Genomic DNA, 21,011 nt, shown 5'->3' on the forward strand with positions numbered 1-21,011 from the left:
CTTCGCCCTCGACTGACATTGTTTTACGGGGAGAAACTTTGCGTTCTTCTCAGTAAATAGGATTAGCAATCCACTGAATCACACACTAGAATTGCTACTTGAGGCAAATTATAGCCTAAGAATCAGGAAATGCAGAGATATTTTTCCATCCAGCGTCTGAAAATCGAAAATGGCTGGATCGGTAGCCAGCGAATTCAGTCCCACGGGAGTTAATTTTACCTAATTCCCCTTGATAGGACAGAAAAACTAGCAAGCTAATAGTACCAACTTGGACTTAGGCCGGCCGCAGTGTTGATAAAAATACAATCTAGGGTGGTCAATTCCCCCTGGGGACCGCGGTAGGGTTCAGAAACGTCCCAGAGACGAAAATTGAGGGGCAATAACCAATGGGCAATTTCAGTCAATAGGGGAGTGGCAGGGCCATAACCCCGGTAGAGCCAGCACTCCAGAAATAAAACGTCAACTCTGGTCAACGTTTGGGTGGCCCCCTGGAGGATGGACAACTCATTACCCTGGGTGTCAATTTTAATGACCTGGGGTTGGGGCAAATTGAGCTTGACTAGGGCCGAATCCAACGTAAGCATAGGAACTGACACCGGTGTGGTGGGGGGACAACCTTCTGGCATGGGTAAGGTAGTGCTACTGGCCGGGTCGTTAAAAACATTGACTGTTACAGTGCCGTCACGATCGCCGAGAGCATATTTATGGAGATGGAATGAGGGATAAACCCGCAACACCTCTGCCATTAAACCTTGATAATCCGGCACATGGTCCACCAAAGGTTCGAACAAGTGGAAATCCGCCTCCTTCACCACTTGGCTCATATAGTAGGACCAGCCGCCATTGGAAGCACCCACATCAAAAATCACCTGGGGTTGGTAACCCAAGCGGGCTAGGCGGCGAAATACCTGGCGGTCTAGCTGGAGCACCTGGCCATCCAGATAATCAAGCATTTTTTGGTAATGGGGAGCAAGGCTGGGGAAAGACATATTTGAATGGGGAGAACCACACTCCCGCCACTGTACAGCCAGTTTGGCCATGGGGGGTACCAAGTTTAAGGATTAGACTGCGCCAAAGGGCAGGATTTTTCGACCCATTTTTTCGATAAAGTGTTGGAGCGGATATTTTTCTAGGGAAGTTCAGTGAATTCTGACATCAGTAATAGTCGTGGGTTGACAACTCCCCGCCCAAGGGAAACGTTGCTTAATCTGGCCCTCTACCGGGGTTTAAAGTGGGGCGTAGTGCGGCCACTGCTCCATGGACTGTTCCAAGCTAAGGTGTACGGACAAGAATTGGTTCCGTCCCAAGGCCCAGCATTGGTGGTAAGCAACCATGCCAGTTACTTCGACCCACCTTTTTTGTCCTGTGCCATGGCCCGCCCCGTCGCTTTTATGGCCAAAGAAGAATTATTTAATGTGCCCCTGTTGGGGCCTGCCATTCGTCTCTATGGAGCTTACCCAGTCAAACGGAGCAGTGGTGATCGGGGGGCGTTACGGGCAGCATTAACGGCCTTGGGGGATGGTTGGTTAGTGGGGGTATTTTTGGAGGGAACCAGAACTGATGACGGCCGCATTCACCAACCAAAATTGGGGGCGGCAATGATTGCGGCGAAAGCCCAGGTGCCCATTATTCCGGTCAGTCTGGGGGGGGTGGAAGGAATTTTTCAGCCCGGTTCTGGCTGGCCTCATCCAGTTCCTTTAACCATTCGCATCGGCCAGGCGATCGCTCCTCCGGCAAAGAATAAGAAGCCTGAATTGGAAGCTGTCACCAGGATTTGTCAGGAGCAAATTAACCAGATGTTGGATCTGGGACGCAATTAGCAGCGGTACCCGAGGAATTTTTTCTGTGGAAAACCACTGCTGAAAATGTGGAAAAACTTACTTTTGTGGGGAAATAGACCGGGGAAATTTTTCTTGGGCTAACCTTGGAGGCTTGCCAATTGTTCGGGGGCAACGGCCCCTTGCTCTGTGATAATGGCGGTGATCAGACTGGCGGGGGTGACATCGAAAGCGGGATTATAAAATTCGGCCCCCTCCGGAGTGATGCGAGTTTCCCCCAGTTGATAAACTTCCGCTGGATCCCTTTCTTCGATGGGAATTTGGGTACCATCGTCCAAGGCAAAGTCCACCGTGGATAGGGGGGCCGCCACGAAAAAGGGGATGGCATGCATTTTTGCTAACACAGCTAGGCCATAGGTGCCGATTTTGTTGGCCGTATCACCATTTCTGGCAATGCGATCTGCCCCTACCACCACAGCATCAATACGTCGTTGTTGCATACAATGGGCGGCCATATTGTCCGTAATTAGGGTAACGGGAATGCCTCCTTGTACACATTCCCAGACAGTCAACTTAGCCCCCTGTAACCTAGGCCGGGTTTCGTCGGCATAGACCCTGGCTAATCTGCCGGCAGACCAAGCGGCCCGGATGACCCCGATCGCCGTACCGTAACCAGCGGTGGCCAAGGCACCGGCATTACAGTGGGTCAAAATGGTCAGCTTTTGGGGATAATCTGGTAATACTTTTAAACCTCTAGCTCCAATGGATTGACAGGTGCGGAGATCATCGAGTTGAATTTGTTTGGCTTGGGTCAGCAGGTTAGCCTTAACCTGTTCAACATTTTCCCCACTTTGATAAGCCACATTTAGCATTTGTTCAATGGCCCAAAAGAGGTTTACCGCAGTGGGTCGGGTTTGGCGCAATTGATCCGCCACAAACTCCAAATGGGCCACAAATTCTCTCAACTCCGTGGTTTGAATTCTCCGGGCGCTCAAATATATACCATAGGCCGCCGCTACCCCAATGGCCGGTGCCCCCCGCACTACCATGGACTTAATGGCATGGCCCATCGCTTCATAATCGGCGATCGCCACCTCCCTATATTCCGCAGGTAAACGGGTCTGGTCAATGAGAATTACCTGATCGTCCCGCCACTGTACAGGATAAATATCAGCAAAATTGGGCGGTTGGGTTTCAGTCATGGACAGCTTTAATTTTGGTCGCGGAAAAAATCCAGAAAACTAATCGTTTTCCCGTCCTAATCATACCTTTCAGCCTTTGATTGAGACAGTCTCTGGTAACTGAACTTTGCCCACAGAATCATCAAGGGGGCACCGCCAGGGATACCATTAAGAATTGTGAAAAGCGCCCGAGAAATTTCCCCCGGGGAAAGCATTGCGTCAGCCAAATCAAATTTTCAGTTCACCTTTGCCCATTCAGTCAACCATTGCCATGGAAAAGCCACGCATCCTTTCTGGAGTCCAGCCCACAGGAAATCTTCATCTGGGCAATTATCTGGGGGCTATCCGTAGCTGGGTTGAACAACAGCAAAACTACGATAACTTTTTCTGCGTGGTCGATCTCCACGCCATCACCGTCCCCCACAATAGCCAAACCTTAGCCCAGGACACCCTCACCATTGCGGCCCTATACCTGGCCTGTGGCATTGATTTGCAATACTCCACTATTTTTGTCCAATCCCACGTGCCCGCCCACAGTGAGTTAGCCTGGTTGCTTAATTGCATCACCCCCCTCAATTGGCTAGAACGAATGATTCAGTTCAAAGAAAAGGCTGTCAAACAGGGGGAAAATGTCAGCGTGGGGCTATTGGACTACCCTGTGCTGATGGCGGCGGACATCCTACTCTACGATGCCGATAAGGTGCCCGTGGGGGAAGACCAAAAACAACATTTAGAACTAACCAGGGACATTGTCATTCGCATCAACGATAAGTTTGGCCGGGAAGATGCTCCGGTATTGAAGCTCCCCGAACCTCTAATTCGTAAAGAAGGAGCGAGGGTAATGAGCCTCGCCGATGGCACAAAGAAAATGTCCAAGTCCGATGAGTCAGAGCTGAGCCGCATTAATCTTTTAGATCCGCCGGATGTGATTCAAAAGAAAATTAAAAAATGTAAGACCGATCCCCAGCGGGGTTTGTGGTTTGATGATCCAGAACGGCCTGAGTGCCATAACTTACTAACTTTGTACACACTGTTGAGCAATCAAACTAAGGAAGCGGTGGCCAAGGAATGCGCCGAGATGGGTTGGGGTCAATTTAAACCTCTCTTGACTGCAACGGCGATCGCCGCCCTGGAGCCAATTCAGCAAAAATATGCAGAGATTCTGGCCGATGCGGGGGAATTACAACGCATTATCCAAGCGGGTAACGCCAAAGCTAACGAAACAGCCGACAAAACCCTCACCAGAGTACGGGATGCCCTGGGCTTTCTAGCCGCTCCCTAGGGAGTGCCGACTTTCCGCTAATTCCTTTAACTGTACTGTGATGTGGAAACCTTAGATTGTGAAGTCTAAAAATCTCCATCCTTTGGGGCGGCAAAAGGTGTCAATTGCTGGTGAAATTGACTGAATTTTTCCCCGTTTGCAATAACCATACCCCCGTAGTGGTTACCCCCGAATTATCCGGTTGGAGCCAGAGAAAATGTAAGCCTTTTGCTTTTTGTTGCCGTTGGCTAAATATCCCCGCCGCGGTGGCCATTTCCCCATCTTTAAAAGTAACCATTACCCATCGATCGCCGCTTTGGCTGTGAAGAACTAGACCCCCGGATTGGCGGGGATCTTCAGCAATATAAACCAGGCTCTTTGGTTTTTGTTCCGTTAACCATTCACCGATGAAACGGCATTGACGACCGCCGTAAATCACCACCCCTGGAATGGGTAAATCCGCCGCCAAACCCAACTCTAGGGGAGATAAATGAATGGGCATGGATTGGTAACGCATGGGGCGATCGCCAAAGTAGGGCCAGAGATCCTGGGCTGGAAGAGCGATAAATTGCCAACTTTCCCCCAACAGGCGATCGGGCAGGGGTTGGGGCGGAGCAGGAAGATTATTGGCCATGGCTTGGATGGGATTTCAAGAAAGCAACTATTGCTTGCCGGTGATTGAGGTGGGCAAGGTGGAGGGCAGTTTGGCCCCCGTTGTTTTTCACGTTAACGTCCATAGCAGGAAAATTATCCAGCAAAGCTTTAACCACTTCCAGGTGTCCCCGATGGCAAGCCCACATTAAAGCCGTGGAACCCGATGGATCAGTTTGGTTGGGGTCAGCGCCGTGGTTCGCCAGCAAGGAAATTAGGTCGGCCAAATTTAAGTTAGCCGCCACCATTAGAGGGGTTTTATCTTCCCATAGGCATTGATTTGCAGAAACCCCCGCCTTGAATAAGGCCTGGACAATTTCCCTTTGGACTTGGCTGCCTAAGCTGTCCATCGTCAAAGCGGTCATTAGAGGCGATTCCCCAGTCACCGAAAAATTGGGATTTGCCCCAGCTTTTAATAACTGCCCCACAATGGCCAATTGTCCCTGGGCGATCGCCAAGATCAGAGGAGTATCCCCAGCCTGATTTACCACATCGAGGGGAGCTTGATGGGCTAACAATATCTGCACCATCTTTTCATAACCTTCCAAACAAGCAATGTGCAGAGCAGTATCTCCCGTGTCCCCAGGCTCTGTTATGGGGTAACCAGCTTCAATCAAAGCTTGCACCGGGGCAATTTTTCCTTCCTCCACAGCGGTAAACCAACTCTCTTGATCCCAGGGAGCGCCGGCCCTGAGCAAACTATCAACGATGTCGTGGTCATCTATTTTGATGGCCAAAGTTAGGGGCAAATTACCGTCCCCATCCCGGAGGTCCAACCGGGCTTGTCCTTGCAAGAGTGCTTGCACCATAGCTAAATTCCGGTGTTTAATCGCCCACTCTAAAGCCGTTGTGCCTTGCCGATCCTGAACTTGGCAGTCCGCTCCTCCCGCCAAGAAGATTTGCACCAATGGAAGGTTATTGCGATAGGCTGCCATCATCAAAGCAGTGGTGCCGTCGTCGTTTTGCCGATTTACCTCTGCCCCAAATTCCAGCAATATTTTGGCCATGCCGCAGAGATTTTCTCGCCTCTGCTCCTGTTTATTGGAGTAATTTAAGTCATTGGTATTATTATGAGGAAGTCCCGCCAGCAACATCAGCGGAGTAATGTCGTGGGGCGGTCGGGACAAATTGGGGTCAACCCCAGCTTGCAGCAATTGTTTGACAGTGGGAACTTCTAGAGCTGTTACGCCATACATCAAAGCTGTTAAACCCCGTTCATCCCTTTGATTAACCTGGTCTAGCGTGGCAGTAAACAAATGTTTTTGCACTAATTGCCATTGACCCTGTTTAGCCGCCACCACAATGGGATTGACCATGGTTTTGTCAATTGTTTAGTAAAAGAGTTTTGATTTTTGGTCAAGTTAAATTATCCATAACCATTTTAGGTCAAGTGGAGAAACCTGCCTCTGGCCCCTGGCTAGTTGATAATATTATCAACTAAATTGAAAGCTATTCTCAATTGTGATAGCCTGCTAAAAGTTCAAAATCAAATAGTTAGCATTGATCTCTGTGTGGGGAGTAAAATTTATGGGAATAATTTCTCAGGGCTTTTTGCGCCCAAATTTAGCATTTCTGGCAATTTTGTTGGCTTTTACCCCAGATGTGAAGGCTCAAAATTTTAATTCGGCAGCATTTGTGGATGATTTCAAGAAAAATCTTTTGCAACAGCAGTTTCCCTATTTGACTGAGACTAGTAACTTGTTGTCAAACTTGGATACCTCCCAGGGAAGCATGGCTCAAATCACCAATGTGTCGGAACTAAGGGATGTGTCTCCCAATGCCTGGGCCTATGAAGCCTTAAAAAGTTTGGTGGAACGCTATGGTTGTATTGTGGGTTATCCAGACCGCACTTTCCGTGGCGATCGGGCCCTCAGCCGTTGGGAGTTTGCAGCGGGTTTAAACGCCTGCCTCAACACGATGGAAAGGCTATTGCAGGAAAATATTGCCATCGTACAAGGGGATCTAGATGCTCTCAAGCGTCTGGCTCAGGAGTTCCAGGGAGAATTGGCCGCTTTGGGGGCCCGGGTCGATAATTTGGAAATGCGCACAGCCTATTTGGAGGACCACCAATTTTCCACCACCACCAAGTTGAATGGGGAAGTAATTCTCGCCCCCGCCAATGCCTTTGGTAGTGAGATGGCCAATGCCGCCCAAAGCCCTTTAGAGAGTCAGTTTACCTTGGGCTACCGTGCTCGGTTGAATTTCGATACTAGCTTTACGGGCAAAGATCGACTAAGAACCCGTTTACAAGCTGGCAATTTGCCTAACTTTAGCCAAGTCACTGGCACTGATATGTCTCGATTATCCTTTGACACCAACACCAACAATAGCGTTGTGGTGGACGAGTTACAGTACCGTTTTCCGATTGGCAATCAAGTGACTGCTTGGGTGGGAGCAAGGGCCCTGAACCTAGACCATATTTTCCCGGTTCTTAATCCTTACCTAGAAAGTGACTCCACCGGAACATTAACCCGCTTTGGCCGCCGTAATCCATTGGTTTATCGGGGACCTGAAGGGGCTGGGGCCGGTATCCGTTATGCTCCTAATCGTCAATTTCACTTTGCGGCCCTATATTTGGCTGATGGAGATACAGCTAATAGCCCGGATGAAGGTCGGGGATTATTTAACGGTTCTTTTAGTACTGGGGCTCAGATTGGCTTTAAGCCCTTTGACAATTGGGAATTGGCGGCCACCTATGTTCACAGCTATCAAACTGCGGAGCGGGTTAACCTCACCGGCAGTACCGGCAGTCCTATTTCCAACCGTCCCTTTGGCCGAGTGCCCACCACAGCGGATCGTTTTGGACTTCAGACCACTTGGCAAATTACCTCCAGTGTCAACGTAGCGGGGTGGGTTGGTTATGCCAATGCCACAGCCCAGGGGGGCAACCGTCAGGGGGATAATGCTGACCTCTGGACTTGGAATGCCAATGTTTCTTTTGTGGACGCATTTACGGAGGGGGGAGTGCTCTCATTAGGTGGGGGAATGCCGCCCCGCGCTCGGGGAGTGGATGGGGGACCCAGTGATCCGGGCACATCCTATATTCTGGAAGCTCAATACCGTTATCCTCTGAGCAAAAATATCACCTTGACCCCTGGCTTTTTTGTGGTGCTTAATCCCAATAACAACAACGACAACAGTGCTATTTGGGTGGCAACAGTAAGAACGACATTTAAGTTTTAGAACAATCCGTGGGATAAAGCCAAAGGCTCACACCAAGATTCCTCGCAACTATGCCCTACCTAAAAGGTAGGGTTTTTTCTGCTCCTTTTTACCGTTTCCCTAATTTCATTTAGTTTTAGTATAGGGATCTACAGAGACGGTGATTAGAAATGGCTGGGATCAAAATTAGGGAATTGTTTGTAACAAAAAGCAACATTGCCACCAAATCTCGATAAAAGTTGCCCTCTATTACTTAGGAACTGCTTTAAACTAGGCTTAATGTCTAATTTTATGGCGATCGCACTCCACCACGAGAGGTAACTACGAGCATGGGCAAACCCACTGGTTTTCTGGAATATACCCGCGAAATTCCCCAAGAGTTAAGCCCCGGCGATCGCCTGAGAAATTGGGATGAATTTCACCTCACCATGCCGGATAAACAGGTGGAAACCCAGGGAGCCCGTTGTATGGACTGCGGCACTCCCTTTTGTCATACGGGAACTTTAATTAGTGGCATGGCCAGTGGTTGTCCCATCAATAACCTAATCCCCGAATTCAATGACCTAGTCTATCGGGGGCTATGGCGAGAAGCTTTGGATAGACTTCACAAAACCAACAACTTTCCTGAATTTACCGGCCGAGTTTGCCCTGCCCCTTGCGAAGGGTCCTGTGTATTGGGCATTAATAATCCCCCGGTGACCATCAAAAATATTGAATATTCCATCATTGAAAAGGGCTGGCAGGAAGGTTGGGTTACTCCGGAACCGCCCGCAAAACGCACGGGTAAAAAAGTGGCCGTGGTAGGGTCTGGCCCCGCCGGTTTGGCCGCCGCCGCCCAGTTAAATAAAGCCGGCCATTGGGTAACGGTGTATGAACGGGAAGACCGCCCCGGTGGTTTGCTCATGTACGGCATCCCCAACATGAAGTTGGACAAGGAAGAAGTGGTACTCCGGCGGTTGAATGTGCTGGAGGCAGAAGGGGTGACCTTTGTTTGCAGTACCGAAATTGGCAAGGACCTTCCCCCAGAAACTTTGCTCAAGGATTACGATGCAGTGGTGCTTTGTACCGGAGCCACTAAACCCAGGGATTTAGCTATTGAGGGACGGGAATTACAGGGCATTCACTTTGCCATGGAGTTTTTAACCGCCAATACCAAAGCTATTTTGAATAAAACCCCTGGCCCCGATTTTATTAGTGCCAAAGACAAAGACGTGGTGATCATCGGTGGAGGAGATACAGGCACCGACTGCGTGGGCACTTCCCTGCGCCACGGTTGCAGAAGCTTAGTGCAACTGGAAATTATGCCTAAACCACCGGAGGAAAGGGCCGCTAACAATCCCTGGCCAGAATGGCCTAAGGTGTACAAAATGGATTACGGTCAGGAAGAAGCCGCCGCGGTCTATGGCCATGACCCCCGCAGTTACCTCACCACCGCCACCAAAATTGAAGGGGATGACCAGGGTCGGGTTAAAGCAGTCCACACTGTCGATGTCCGTTGGGAAAAAGATGATCAAGGGCGATTCATCCCCCAGCAAATAGCAGGTACCGAACAGGTCAGGCCGGCCCAATTGGTACTGCTGGCCATGGGCTTTCTCGGGCCAGAAAGTCAACTTTTGGATGCGATGAAATTGGATAAAGATGCCCGGGGCAATATCAAAGCAGAATATGGCCAGTATGAAACCAGCATTCCCGGGGTATTCGCCGCTGGGGATTGTCGCCGGGGGCAAAGTTTGGTGGTTTGGGCGTTTAACGAAGGTCGAGGGGCGGCCAAAGCCTGTGATCTTTACCTGATGGGAGAAACGGATTTACCCTAAATTTTTGTCCAGTTGACAGTTATTAACCAATATGACGGCCGCTATCCCCCTGGTTATCTTCTGGCTGGGGGATCTTGATGCCAAGCAGCCTGGCAATGGCAGACGTTTGATTAGTAATGTTGAATAATCGAATTAAAAAATATCATAATCCCTTATATTGTCAAAGGGCCCAAGGTTTCCTATGCTTTTCATAGGGTAGATAATCAAATTTTTATTTATCTTCACCAACTTAACCTCAACGGCAGGAAAGGCTATCAAGAGCCGACGCTCAATGTGTCGGGTGTTTGCCCTGGGTTCCTAAAACTCGTTCTGCATTCTCTTGATTTTTCCGTTCACCAAGCTGTTACTGTGGACTGTTAGGCAATCAATCGGGTTCTGGGTTTTGCTCCCTTAGTGGGAATGGCCAGATCCGGCTCTGCCCCTGACCACAGTCAAAATCGCTTGCTAACTTTTACCCGAACTTTCACGATTCTAGGAGACTATCCCCCATGTCCATTGCAGTTGGAATGATCGAAACCCGTGGCTTCCCCGCTGTTGTAGAAGCAGCCGATTCCATGGTTAAAGCCGCTCGGGTTACCCTGGTGGGCTACGAGAAAATTGGTAGCGGTCGGGTCACCGTTATTGTGCGGGGGGATGTGTCCGAAGTACAAGCTTCTGTTTCCGCTGGTATTGAAGCTGCCAACCGAGTCAACGGTGGGGAAGTGCTTTCTACCCACATCATTGCCCGTCCCCACGAAAACTTGGAGTACGTCCTTCCCATTCGCTACACCGAAGAAGTTGAGCAGTTTCGGACATATTAATTCCCTTCCCCTTGGCGATCGGTAGTCAACTACACGGAATGACCGGGACTGCCGAGCTAGACCGAGAGAATTAGATGGGCTTAATTTTAGTTTTTTGATTTGATATTCCCTGGGAGTAACTTAAACCTATGTCAATTGCAGTTGGAATGATCGAAACCCTTGGGTTTCCCGCCGTTGTGGAGGCCGCTGACTCCATGGTGAAAGCCGCCCGGGTTACCCTGGTGGGCTACGAAAAAATTGGTAGTGGTCGGGTTACCGTCATTGTGCGGGGCGACGTGTCTGAAGTTCAAGCCTCTGTTACCGCTGGCATTGAAAATATTCGCCGGGTCAATGGTGGTGAAGTTTTGTCTAACCACATCATTGCCCGTCCCCACGAAAACTTGGAGTATGTCCTTCCCATTCGCTACACCGAGGCGGTGGAGCAGTTCCGGGAAATTGTTAATCCTTCTATTATCCGCCGTTAATTTTCCCTATAATTTGAGCTCAATTAAGCCATGCAACTTGCCAAAGTTTTAGGGACTGTGGTCAGCACCTCGAAGACACCGAACTTGACTGGCGTTAAGCTGCTCCTAGTTCAGTTTCTCGATACCCACGGCCAACCCCTAGAGCGCTATGAGGTGGCCGGTGATGTGGTGGGAGCAGGCTTGAATGAATGGGTGCTGGTGGCCCGGGGAAGCGCCGCCCGTAAGGAACGGGGTAATGGCGATCGCCCTTTGGATGCCATGGTGGTGGGCATTATCGACACGGTTAATGTGGCTAGTGGTTCCCTTTACAACAAAAGGGACGATGGGAGATAGCATTCTCTCCTGATCCCCTTTTATCCCCGACCCAGGGAATGGGGTTTTGCTTGGGACTTATTTTGAACCCGATGCAGTGCTAGCAGTGCCACTAGGCTGGTTTTTCGCTGTATCTAGGAGGAATAATTGCATGGGATCTCGCACCGCCTTGGCTTCCAGGCCTTGGTCTAAACATTTGGCAGACCCCCAGATTGACCCGGCGGCCTACGTTCATTCGTTTGCCAATGTGGTGGGGGATGTGCGTATTCAGCCTGGGGTCAGTGTTGCCCCCGGTAGCTCCATTCGGGCGGACGAGGGAACACCCTTTTGGATTGGCAGTAATGTACTGATTCAACATGGGGTGGTGGTCCATGGTCTAGAAACTGGTCGAGTGCTGGGGGATGATGACCGGGAATATTCCGTTTGGATTGGGCCGGGCACCTGTGTGGCCCATTTGGCGTTGATCCACGGCCCTGTGTACCTGGGCAATAATTGTTTCATTGGTTTCCGTTCCACCGTGCTTAATGCCCGGGTGGGGGATGGGGCGGTGGTGATGATGCATTCCCTGGTGCAGGATGTGGAGATTCCTCCCAACAAGTTGGTTCCTTCCGGTGCCATGATTACCCAGCAACACCAAGCGGACAGTTTGCCCGATGTCCAGGCTGGTGATCGCCGTTTTGTGCAACAGATTGCTTCCATGCAGGGGCAGAGTGCTTCTCCAACCCAGGGAACTAATCCCACCGTGTGTGTTTTACCGGAGTCCCTCCCCGCTGTTACCCCCGTTACCGAAACTCCCTATATAAATTCCATAGACAACATGACTATTAATTCTGACATTACCAACCAGATTCGCTCCCTCCTGGCCCAGGGCTATGGCATCGGTGCAGAGCACGCCAACGAACGGCGTTTTAAAACCAAATCCTGGCAGAGTTGTGGCACAGCTGAAGGTTTCCGCCCCGACCAAGTTATTGCCACAGTGGAAGGTTGGCTCCAGGAGTTTGCGGGGGAATACGTACGGCTGATTGGCATTGACCAGGGGGCTAAGCGCAGGGTAGTGGAAGTGATTATCCAACGCCCCGGCGATGTGCCCGGTTCCCCCAGTCGGGGTACCACCACCACCAAAGCTTTGAGCAGTGGCGGTAGCGGCCGTAGTACCGCTGGCCAGGCAGGCAGTTTAGCGGGAGACGGTGCTAATCAGTTGCGGGCTTTACTCCACCAGGGTTGCAAAATTGGCTTGGAATATGCCACCGCCCGTCGCTTCAAAACCGGTTCTTGGCTCACTGGGGGCACCATCACTAGCCATCGGGAAGGGGAAGCGCTCCAAGAATTGAATCGGTTTTTAGCTGATCACAGTAATGAGTATGTCCGCATTATTGGCATTGATGCCAATGGAAAACGGCGGGTGGCGGAAATTGTGGTGCAGCGGCCCAACGGTAATGGAAATGGTAAATCTTCGGGTTCCAGCAGTTCCATTGGCCATAAATCTACCTCCGTGGGCTCCGCCGGAGGCTCTAAGGCTGGTGGCTTGACTCCGGAGGTGGTGGAAACAATCCGGGGATTACTGGCCAGTGGTTACAGTATTGGCACCGAACACACGGATAAACGTCGCTTTAAAGCCAAATCTTGGGATACTTGCCCCACCATTGACGGCGGCCGGGAAGCGGAGGTTTTGGCGAAATTGGAAACTTGCTTAGCAGACCATGCTGGCGAATATGTGCGGATTATCGGCATTGACCGGGTCGGTAAACGACGGGTGTTAGAACAAATTATCCAACGTCCCGGGGATAGTGTTGCCGCTGGGCGATCGTCATCTTCCGCCAGCACCAGCGCGGCCAATAACTCCCCTAGCAATGGCTTCGGTGGTGGCAATGGTGGTTACAGCAACTCCGCTGTGCGCCTAGATAACAGTGTGGTTACCCAGGTGCGGTCCCTCCTGGCCCAGGGCTACAAAATTGGCACCGAGCACACGGATAAGCGCCGCTTTAAAGCTAAATCCTGGCAAAGCTGTGCCCCCATTACCAGCACCCATGAATCGGAAGTGTTGCGGGCATTGGAGGGTTGCTTGGCAGAGCACAATGGCGAATACGTACGTTTACTGGGCATTGATCCTGCAGCTAAGCGACGGGTGTTGGAAACCATTATTCAGCGTCCCTAGTAGCAACTAGTTGACCAGCCTCCGGATTTTGCCATGCAGTTACCGCCCGTTCACAGTGTTAGTGTTTCTGAATATTTTGTGAGTGGTAACGTGATCATTCACGAAACGGCGGTGATTGCTCCGGGGGTTATTTTGGAAGCGGCTCCAGATTGTCAAGTTACCATTGATGCTGGGGTCTGTATTGGTTTGGGCAGTGTGATTACAGCCCATGCCGGTGATGTGAAAATTCAGGAGCAGGTGGCGATCGCCCCTGGTTGTTTACTAATTGGACCAGTAACCATTGGGCAAGCGGCATGCCTTGGTTCCCGTAGCACCATTTTTCAGCAAAATATCGATGCCCAGGCTCTCATTCCCCCAGGCTCTCTATTAATTAATCCCATTGCCGATATCCGGACAGAAACGGAAACTGTTAACCGAGAAAACCCTCCTCCCGCTCCGGAAGCCATTGATCCCATTCCTTCCCCCTGGGATAGCGAAGCTCCTGAAAAAGAGAGAGATTGGCGGAAAAAGAGACAAAAAGACTCTATTTCCAGTGGCCTCAAGGACTCTGATAAATCTCCAACAGCAGGGCCAACATCCCCAGCTCAAACAGAAAAACAACCTCCACCCGGTCAAAATACTGAAAAACTAGTTTCCACTTCCCCAGTGGTAATGGATACCGCACCGTTAGTTGAAGAAATACAGGAAAAACCCCCAGTGGTGGGGCAGGTTTATATTAATCAGTTGTTATTAACTTTATTTCCGGAACGTAAATATTTTAGTTCTTAATCGAATTCCCAGCTAAGCATAGTTGGCAGTACAAAAGCAAAATTGTTCATTACCATACTATCCACTGCCCATTGTGTGGTTGTGCAGGTGAGGTAATTCCCACAAAAATAGAGTTGGTTGAGGCAGTGTCGAATTTTTGAGCTAAGGTATTTACCATGGGAGGGAATAACCTTTAAAAGTTACTATCTCCCTAAAAATTAATCCCCGTTCGCCGATAGTCATAATTTCCGCATCGGCCCATCACTGTTCTTTGTTTTATGGGCAAAGTGGGTCAATTTCGAGAAAAACCGGTAGTTGCCGGCACTGGTTACCGCAGTCCATTGCGTCTTTCCTGAATTATGTTAATTTGTCCCCAATGCTCCGCCGAAAATCCTAACCGTAACAGCATTTGCCAAAAGTGCGGTGCATCCCTAAAGGAACATCCCTGTGGGCAATGTGGAGAGACGGTACAGTACGGAGAGGCCTATTGTCCTCACTGTGGGGCGATCGCCGGCCGGGTGCTAACGGTGTTGGTTAAGGTACCGGTGGCGGTGGGACCAGACGGAGAACCGGAGCAGGAATTTGCCCCCCAACATATTAAGCTGTACGAAAATTGCATTGATGTAGGACAAAGATATCAGTTGCTGGCACCAGGGGAAGAAAGTACCTTTACCATTGATGACCCTGGCAATGGAGACCAGATTACCTTCCACAGTAGGGTGGTAGATTGCCAACCCCTACAACCGTCAGTTCTAAAAGTGTTGCTTTCCCAACAGGGGGAATTTTTAGCCCAGTGGCCCCAAATGTCCAATGGGGAAATTATTGCCAAGGACATCTGGTCCAGCCTAAATTTACCCAAGGAAATTATTCCCTATTTCCGTTTCCCTGAATTGGTGCCCAAAATTCCCGAAGTCTATGATGCTTGGTGTGATGGAGACCATAGTTTTCTCTTGTTAGAGGATCGCTCCGAATGGGATTTGTTAGTAGACATTTTGCATGACCAGGGTGATTCTCTACCGGGGTTGGAAATTGTCTTTTGGATTAATCAACTCTTCCAACTTTGGCATCAGTTGGCCCCCGCGGGTTGGGCGCGGAGTTTGTTACTAGAGCAAAATCTCCGGGTGGATGAAGACCAAAATATTGCCTTGGCACAGATTTATAGCGATTGCCATACCGAAGTTTCCCTAGAGGAATTTGGCCATTTGTTGCACGGATATTTCAGTCCGGTGCCTTCCGCTGGGGAAGAACTGCTGGCCATATTGGAAAAAGCCGCCCAGGGTCAGTATCAAAATATGGACGATTTATTTACGGAAATTGAAGATTTAGTAATTACCGTAGAGGAAGAAACGGAAGATTTCACTGTCCATGAAGTGGATTTTGAGCAGATACCAGAGGAAGTGTTTGCGGCGATCGAAAGTAGCGAAAATAGTCTATCGAGGGATGAAGGAAACCCCGGCAGTAACCCAATAACCATGCCCGATGTCAATGTATTTGACTCGGAGGAAGTGGATGACATACCCACCGCCGTACTCCCCATGCAGTTAATTAGCTTGGTGGATGCGGGCTACACCGACCGGGGTAGTCACCGGCAACATAATGAAGACTTTTTTGGCATTGCCACTAGTGTGGAAACCCACCGCAATAACCACGGTAAAACCATTAGGGCCCAGGGGATTTATGTGGTCTGCGATGGCATGGGGGGCCATGCCGCCGGAGAAGTGGCCAGTCAAATGGGGGTGAAAAGTCTGCTGGAATATTTTCAGATTGTTATGGCCAGCAAGTTCCCCGATAAAAACACCATTGCTGAGGGCATTAGTTTAGCCAACCAAAAAATTTATGAGGTTAATCAAAGTAATTCCAGTTCCGGTAGTGGCCGCATGGGCACCACTTTGGTGATGATGTTAGTCAAAGACACTACCATGGCGATCGCCCACGTGGGGGACAGTCGTATTTACCGGGTCACCCGCAAGAATGGTTTGGAGCAACTGACGGTGGACCATGAAGTGGGTCAACAGGCTATCCTCAACGGTTTGGAGCCGGAGGTGGCCTATGCCCGCCCCGATGCCTATCAATTAACCCAGGCTCTGGGGCCCCACAGTAGCAGTTATGTCCAGCCAGATGTAAAAATTTCAGAAATCGAAGAAGATTGTCTTATTCTGCTCTGTTCCGATGGCATTTCCGACAATGATTTCGTTGAAGAACATTGGCAAGAATTATTGTTGCCCTATGTTAGCTCCGGTCAAGATGTGGATCGGGGACTAAGGAAATTAATGGAAGCGGCCAACGAGTACAACGGCCACGATAATTTAACCGGCTTGTTAGTGCGGCTTAAAGTTCGTCCACAAATTCCGTTGGATGTCTGGTAGATTCCTCTGTTGCCAATATTTCTGTTGGATTTTTGACCGGGGAAAATTCATCAATCGCCCTAGTGAGAACACAGGCATAGATCAAGGCTTCTTCTAACCGTTGAAAAGAAGGAATAAGTAAACTTTTATTGGCAGATAGAAGTAGGACTTCAGGTTTTCCTTGCCCCACCGCCAACACCGCTTCCACCTCATCGGTAGGGAGTTTTCCCAGGGAATGATTATCCAGGTTAGCCCGGACAAAATGGTGATCAACGGAGCAATGTTTAACTCGACTGAGCCGCCGGCCCCGATAAATCATAATGGCGATCGCCAGTAGTAAGGGTAAGCCGATGCGCCAATCCTGCCAAGGCATAACCAGACCAAAATTGTCAGGCACTTCAACATAAACAATTTCCCCGGCAAAGGCCCGCCGAAAACCATCTAAAATGCCCCCCAATTGCACCATAAACCCCACCATCAACATGAAAAACAAAAGAAAGCCTGATTCGCGAAAAATTTGTCGAATTAGGGACCAGGAATCCTCCCAACGCCAACGGGAAAAAATGTGCCATTTGCGCCCTGTTCTTTTTAGTCCCACTGCCCCCCTTTTTTGCAACAGCCATTCTTCCTCCTGGGCTGGAATGGGGTTGAGGGCATAGGCTCCCAAACCGTGACTATGTTCAAAGCCCACCGGCACTGCTTCCCCTAGAATTTTTTGAATTTTGGCGATCGCCTCCAGCACCCGATCGAGGTCTTGGTCCTCTTCAAAAATCCAATCAGAACCGTCATACAAAAGCAATTGCCCCTGCCACACTGTCGCCAATTTATCCTCAAAAGCACCGCCCCTAATCTCCCGCCTTCGCACACTAATGGCCTGCACTTGTCCCGGATTAAACTCCATAAATAAGGGTGCTTTGTTGGGTAATTGCAGTTGCCAACTCAAATCACCAGTTTTATTTTTTCGTAAATAAACCCGCTGGATGTAATGCCCTCCTTGGAAATTTTTGTAGCTAATGGCGTTATCAATAAACCAAAAAATAAAAAATACAATAAATAGCCATTGACTAGCGGTGCGAAAGGTAAAAGTTAACCAAGAAAGAAAGAGAAAAATCAAAAATAGGATGAGATTGTAAGCTTCTTTTTTTTGCACTTCCTCGGCTAGCAACTCCCGCCACATCATTTTTAGTAGACTGGTGTAGAGAGCTTGAAAGATTTTCTTGAGCTGTACTAGAGGAGAAATGGCCAATGCGTAGGGACTAGGGTCAGGATAAAGAATAGTGCCAACATAGGCCGGCTCAGATTCAGCAATATTTTTGTTGTTCTCCATGGGAAGTCTCGGAGGAAAAGGGGCGTTATGGGAATTATAAGAGCTAGTTTCCAAAAGCTTAGTTGGAAAAAAGTGGGCCATGATGCCCCTATGCCCCAGGTATGGAAAAGCAAGGATAATTGAAGCAATGATGCTGGAATCAGCACTAGAAATACTTTTGCACTTGGGCGGCGATCGCCTTGCCAATTTCTAAAGAAGCAGTGGCCGCAGGGGAAGGGGCGTTGAGTACCTGGAGGGAATTAGGGCCAGGGGCGATTAAAAAATCCTCTACCAAAGCCCCGTCATTTTTCAAAGCTTGGGCTCGGACTCCGGCGGGATTGGGAACAATATCATTCTCCGTTACCTCCGGGATTAATTCCTGTAAACTCCGGACAAACGCCGCCTTGCTAAAGGAGCGGATAATTTCTTGTAAACCTTCTTGCCAGTGCTTACCCACTAATCTCCAAAAGCCAGGATAGGTCATTACTTCAGTGAAATCTGCCCAATTAAAATCCGTTTTCTCGTAACCTTCGCGTTTCAAACTTAGTACTGCATTGGGCCCAGCGTGGATACTGCCATCAATCATACGGGTGAAATGCACCCCCAGAAAGGGAAATGCCGGGTTGGGTACCGGGTAAATTAGGCCTTTAACTAAATATCTTTTTTCCGGCTTTAGTTCATAATATTCCCCCCGAAAAGGAACAATTTTTGCTTCGGGTTTAATGCCCGCCATTTTGGCCAGGCGATCACTCTGCAGACCACCGCAATTAATCAAGAAACGACTGAAAAAATCTCCTTGATTTGTTTGTAAACTATGGCCATCGGTTCGAGTTTCAATCTGATGAACCCGATGATTAAACTTAATTTCTCCCCCCTGGGCTTGAATTAATTCGGCGTACTTTTGACAAACTAGTTTATAGTTAACGATGCCGGAAGTGGGCACATAAATTCCCCCTAAGCATTGCACATGGGGTTCATATTCCCTAACTTGATCAAAGGTTAGTTTTTTGACACTTAGGCCATTGGCTTGGCCACGATTAAACAAGTTTTCTAAGAGGGGGAGTTCCGCTGGTTTAGTAGCAACAATTACTTTGCCGCAAACTTCATGGGGTAGTTCGTGTTCTTGGCAAAATTGCACCATGCTTTGGTTCCCAGCTTTGGTGAACTGGGCCTTAAAACTCCCTGGTTTGTAGTAAATGCCAGAATGAATTACGCCACTATTATGCCCAGTTTGGTGATGGGCAGGCCCGTCCTCTTTTTCCAAAATTAATAGTTTATATTGGGGAAAACGGCGACCAATAAACAGCCCCGTGGCCAAGCCAACAATGCCACCGCCGATAATTGTGATGTCATAGGAAGCCATGTTTCCCCACTCCTTGAAAAAATTACCAGTGAACTATCCTAGCGGTTTACGGCAACGGTGGGATTGAACCACTGAGGAATATTTTGGAATGTTTTGCAACGCCTGCGGTGTTCGCTGACTTTTCCCAAATTACCAAGGACTACTCAGCATGGTAAAAGAGGCCCAATAGTAGGGAGCGGAAAAATCCGCCTGCCCTAGATTGACTAGGGATGGGGGAACGGCGATCGCCCCCCGAGAAAGGCCCGATTGTTCTAAGTCGGCCACTAATTCGCCCCGGAGCATTTTCAGTTGGGCTTGGCGTAGGGCTTCCGCTTTGGTGGGGGTTTGTCCCAATTGTCTGTAAAACTCACTCATTAATACTAGAGTGGCACCATCGTCCACATTCCAAAAGCTGGCTACTACGGATTTGACCCCCGCTTTGAGCGCTAAACCAGCAAAACCTAATTCCGCTTCATCGTCCCCTAGGGCTGTTTGACAGGCACTGAGCACCAGTAATTCCAGCGCAGGGGAACGCCAATTAATTTTACTGACCTTATCTAGCTTTAACCTGTCATCCCAAAATTCGATGTAGGAATTGGCTGGTTTACCGGAACGAAAATAGGAATGGGTGGCTAAATGGACAATACTGGGACGTTTTTCTGCCAATTCAGTCTGGAGGCGATCAATAGTGAAATCTTGGTTGAGAAAAGTATCCCCCTGCCAACGGTCTTCCGTTGGACGATTGATAGCCATGGCCCAAATGACATTGTCCAATTCTAGGGGAACGGCCGGCAGTGGACTCTGGTTAGCAAATTCCGAAGCTCCCATGGCCAAAATATTGCCGGGTTGGAGCGGTTTATAGTCACTATTAATTAAGTTGAAAGCGGGGATATTAGTTAGGCTGTATTTTTCTAGCAAAAACTCCTGGCCGTCAAACAGGGCCGCCATGGGTAAACCCCGGACCCCATTACCTAAACAGAAAAGCAGGGTATCAATGCCTTGGGCTTGCAAAGTTTCAGCGTAGGGAGCAATGATCCATTGATAAAGTTGCTGGGCTGCTGTGCGTCGAGTAACAGTTTGAGAAAACTTTAATTCCTGCTGGAAAGCGGCCACCACTGGTCTTAACACTGCCTCTGGCACATCATACAGATCCACCACAATGGGAGCCAAGTCCGGGGTCACCAGGACTAAATGTAAAAAATCCTTTTCGGGGATTATCCATAGCACCGCCGGTTTTGTCCCTGTTTCCTGGCCAATTTTTTGCAGGGTTTGGGCAATTTCTTCGGGGGTTTGGGTCACTTCACCAAAGCTTTGGCCAAAATAGCCGGCAAATTCCCTTTCCCGAGCTTTTTCCATGGCCACGATCTTTTCACTTAAGGTTTGGCTGAAAGCCGGCGCCACGGCGAAACTAGCGAGGGCTAAGCCCATACCCACCACCATCAGTTTATTCAGCAGAGACTTGGAGAAACTCTGGCGATCGCCAGGGTATTTGTGCGGAGAAATGTTGTGTATGGAAAAGACCATTGTTTCTTGCCCTAATTTTACTGACCAAACTACGCCCCTACCCTTTGCCATAACCCCAGGGGCATCGCTGTTCAACGTTATTAGTTGATTTTGCCAGAAATTTTGCCAACCTTGGAGGTTCCTTTGTTATCTTCGTAGATAATTAGAAAATTTTATAAACCCAGCGCCC

Annotated in this window: 17 protein-coding genes; 10 read left to right on the forward strand and 7 right to left on the reverse strand. The window is 49.3% G+C overall.

Annotated elements, in window-relative coordinates; genetic code table 11:
* Nucleotides 1-254 precede the first annotated feature (254 nt).
* Entirely contained in the window at nt 255-1,040 is a 786-nt protein-coding gene (locus tag D082_RS12675) for an FkbM family methyltransferase (RefSeq protein ID WP_238546726.1), read from the reverse strand.
* Nucleotides 1,041-1,142: 102 nt separating this feature from the next.
* Here D082_RS12675 and D082_RS12680 point away from each other — a divergent pair, with 102 nt between their 5' ends.
* On the forward strand, nt 1,143-1,820 hold the full coding sequence (locus D082_RS12680; RefSeq protein ID WP_051738848.1) for a 1-acyl-sn-glycerol-3-phosphate acyltransferase: 678 nt from the start codon (nt 1,143-1,145) through the stop codon (nt 1,818-1,820).
* A gap of 98 nt (nt 1,821-1,918) precedes the next feature.
* On the opposite strand, the gene mtnA is transcribed toward D082_RS12680, so the two are convergent.
* Nucleotides 1,919-2,980 (reverse strand): S-methyl-5-thioribose-1-phosphate isomerase, encoded by a 1,062-nt coding sequence (mtnA, locus tag D082_RS12685; RefSeq protein WP_028947287.1) that lies wholly within the window; start codon nt 2,978-2,980, stop codon nt 1,919-1,921.
* A gap of 250 nt (nt 2,981-3,230) precedes the next feature.
* Here mtnA and trpS point away from each other — a divergent pair, with 250 nt between their 5' ends.
* Nucleotides 3,231-4,241, forward strand: coding sequence for a tryptophan--tRNA ligase (trpS, locus tag D082_RS12690; RefSeq protein WP_028947286.1), 1,011 nt, complete (start codon nt 3,231-3,233; stop codon nt 4,239-4,241).
* 100 nt (nt 4,242-4,341) lie between these two features.
* Here the strand turns inward: trpS and D082_RS12695 are convergent, their stop codons facing one another.
* Nucleotides 4,342-4,854 carry a Tab2 family RNA-binding protein gene (locus tag D082_RS12695; protein ID WP_051738851.1) on the reverse strand — a complete coding sequence of 171 codons (513 nt, stop codon included), beginning with the start codon at nt 4,852-4,854 and terminating at the stop codon, nt 4,342-4,344.
* Nucleotides 4,844-6,187: an ankyrin repeat domain-containing protein gene (locus D082_RS12700; RefSeq protein ID WP_028947285.1), complete on the reverse strand. Its 1,344-nt coding sequence runs from the start codon at nt 6,185-6,187 to the stop codon at nt 4,844-4,846. The genes D082_RS12695 and D082_RS12700 overlap by 11 nt, the downstream gene beginning before the upstream one ends.
* 211 nt (nt 6,188-6,398) lie before the next feature.
* Between D082_RS12700 and D082_RS12705 the strand changes: the two genes are divergently transcribed.
* From D082_RS12705 to D082_RS12740, 8 genes are all read left to right on the forward strand, one after another.
* Complete coding sequence (locus D082_RS12705) at nt 6,399-8,054, forward strand: iron uptake porin (protein WP_081857661.1); 1,656 nt, start codon at nt 6,399-6,401, stop codon at nt 8,052-8,054.
* A 308-nt stretch (nt 8,055-8,362) separates the two neighbouring features.
* Nucleotides 8,363-9,847 (forward strand): glutamate synthase small subunit, encoded by a 1,485-nt coding sequence (gltD, locus tag D082_RS12710; RefSeq protein WP_028947283.1) that lies wholly within the window; start codon nt 8,363-8,365, stop codon nt 9,845-9,847.
* A 488-nt stretch (nt 9,848-10,335) separates the two neighbouring features.
* Nucleotides 10,336-10,647 carry a carbon dioxide-concentrating mechanism protein CcmK gene (locus D082_RS12715; protein WP_010871406.1) on the forward strand — a complete coding sequence of 104 codons (312 nt, stop codon included), beginning with the start codon at nt 10,336-10,338 and terminating at the stop codon, nt 10,645-10,647.
* Between the two features lie 128 nt (nt 10,648-10,775).
* Nucleotides 10,776-11,111, forward strand: a complete 336-nt coding sequence (locus tag D082_RS12720) for a carbon dioxide-concentrating mechanism protein CcmK (RefSeq protein ID WP_010871405.1) — start codon at nt 10,776-10,778, stop codon at nt 11,109-11,111.
* A gap of 30 nt (nt 11,112-11,141) precedes the next feature.
* On the forward strand, nt 11,142-11,444 hold the full coding sequence (locus D082_RS12725; protein WP_028947282.1) for a EutN/CcmL family microcompartment protein: 303 nt from the start codon (nt 11,142-11,144) through the stop codon (nt 11,442-11,444).
* A gap of 130 nt (nt 11,445-11,574) precedes the next feature.
* On the forward strand, nt 11,575-13,578 hold the full coding sequence (locus tag D082_RS12730) for a ribulose bisphosphate carboxylase small subunit (protein WP_028947281.1): 2,004 nt from the start codon (nt 11,575-11,577) through the stop codon (nt 13,576-13,578).
* Between the two features lie 33 nt (nt 13,579-13,611).
* The gene (locus tag D082_RS12735; RefSeq protein WP_028947280.1) at nt 13,612-14,346 is read left to right on the forward strand and encodes a hypothetical protein; all 735 of its coding nucleotides are present in this window, start codon (nt 13,612-13,614) and stop codon (nt 14,344-14,346) included.
* Nucleotides 14,347-14,684: 338 nt separating this feature from the next.
* Nucleotides 14,685-16,691 carry a serine/threonine phosphatase gene (locus D082_RS12740; protein WP_028947279.1) on the forward strand — a complete coding sequence of 669 codons (2,007 nt, stop codon included), beginning with the start codon at nt 14,685-14,687 and terminating at the stop codon, nt 16,689-16,691.
* Here the strand turns inward: D082_RS12740 and D082_RS12745 are convergent.
* The 3 genes from D082_RS12745 to D082_RS12755 form a co-directional block, all read right to left on the reverse strand.
* Complete coding sequence (locus D082_RS12745; protein WP_028947278.1) at nt 16,654-17,997, reverse strand: hypothetical protein; 1,344 nt, start codon at nt 17,995-17,997, stop codon at nt 16,654-16,656. The two genes, D082_RS12740 and D082_RS12745, sit on opposite strands and share 38 nt — an antisense overlap.
* A 145-nt stretch (nt 17,998-18,142) precedes the next feature.
* Complete coding sequence (gene lhgO, locus D082_RS12750) at nt 18,143-19,339, reverse strand: L-2-hydroxyglutarate oxidase (RefSeq protein WP_028947277.1); 1,197 nt, start codon at nt 19,337-19,339, stop codon at nt 18,143-18,145.
* 129 nt (nt 19,340-19,468) lie between these two features.
* Nucleotides 19,469-20,842, reverse strand: coding sequence for a CHAT domain-containing protein (locus D082_RS12755; protein ID WP_051738854.1), 1,374 nt, complete (start codon nt 20,840-20,842; stop codon nt 19,469-19,471).
* Nucleotides 20,843-21,011: the final 169 nt, after the last annotated feature.

The organism is Synechocystis sp. PCC 6714, from assembly GCF_000478825.2.
Taxonomy (GTDB): domain Bacteria; phylum Cyanobacteriota; class Cyanobacteriia; order Cyanobacteriales; family Microcystaceae; genus Synechocystis.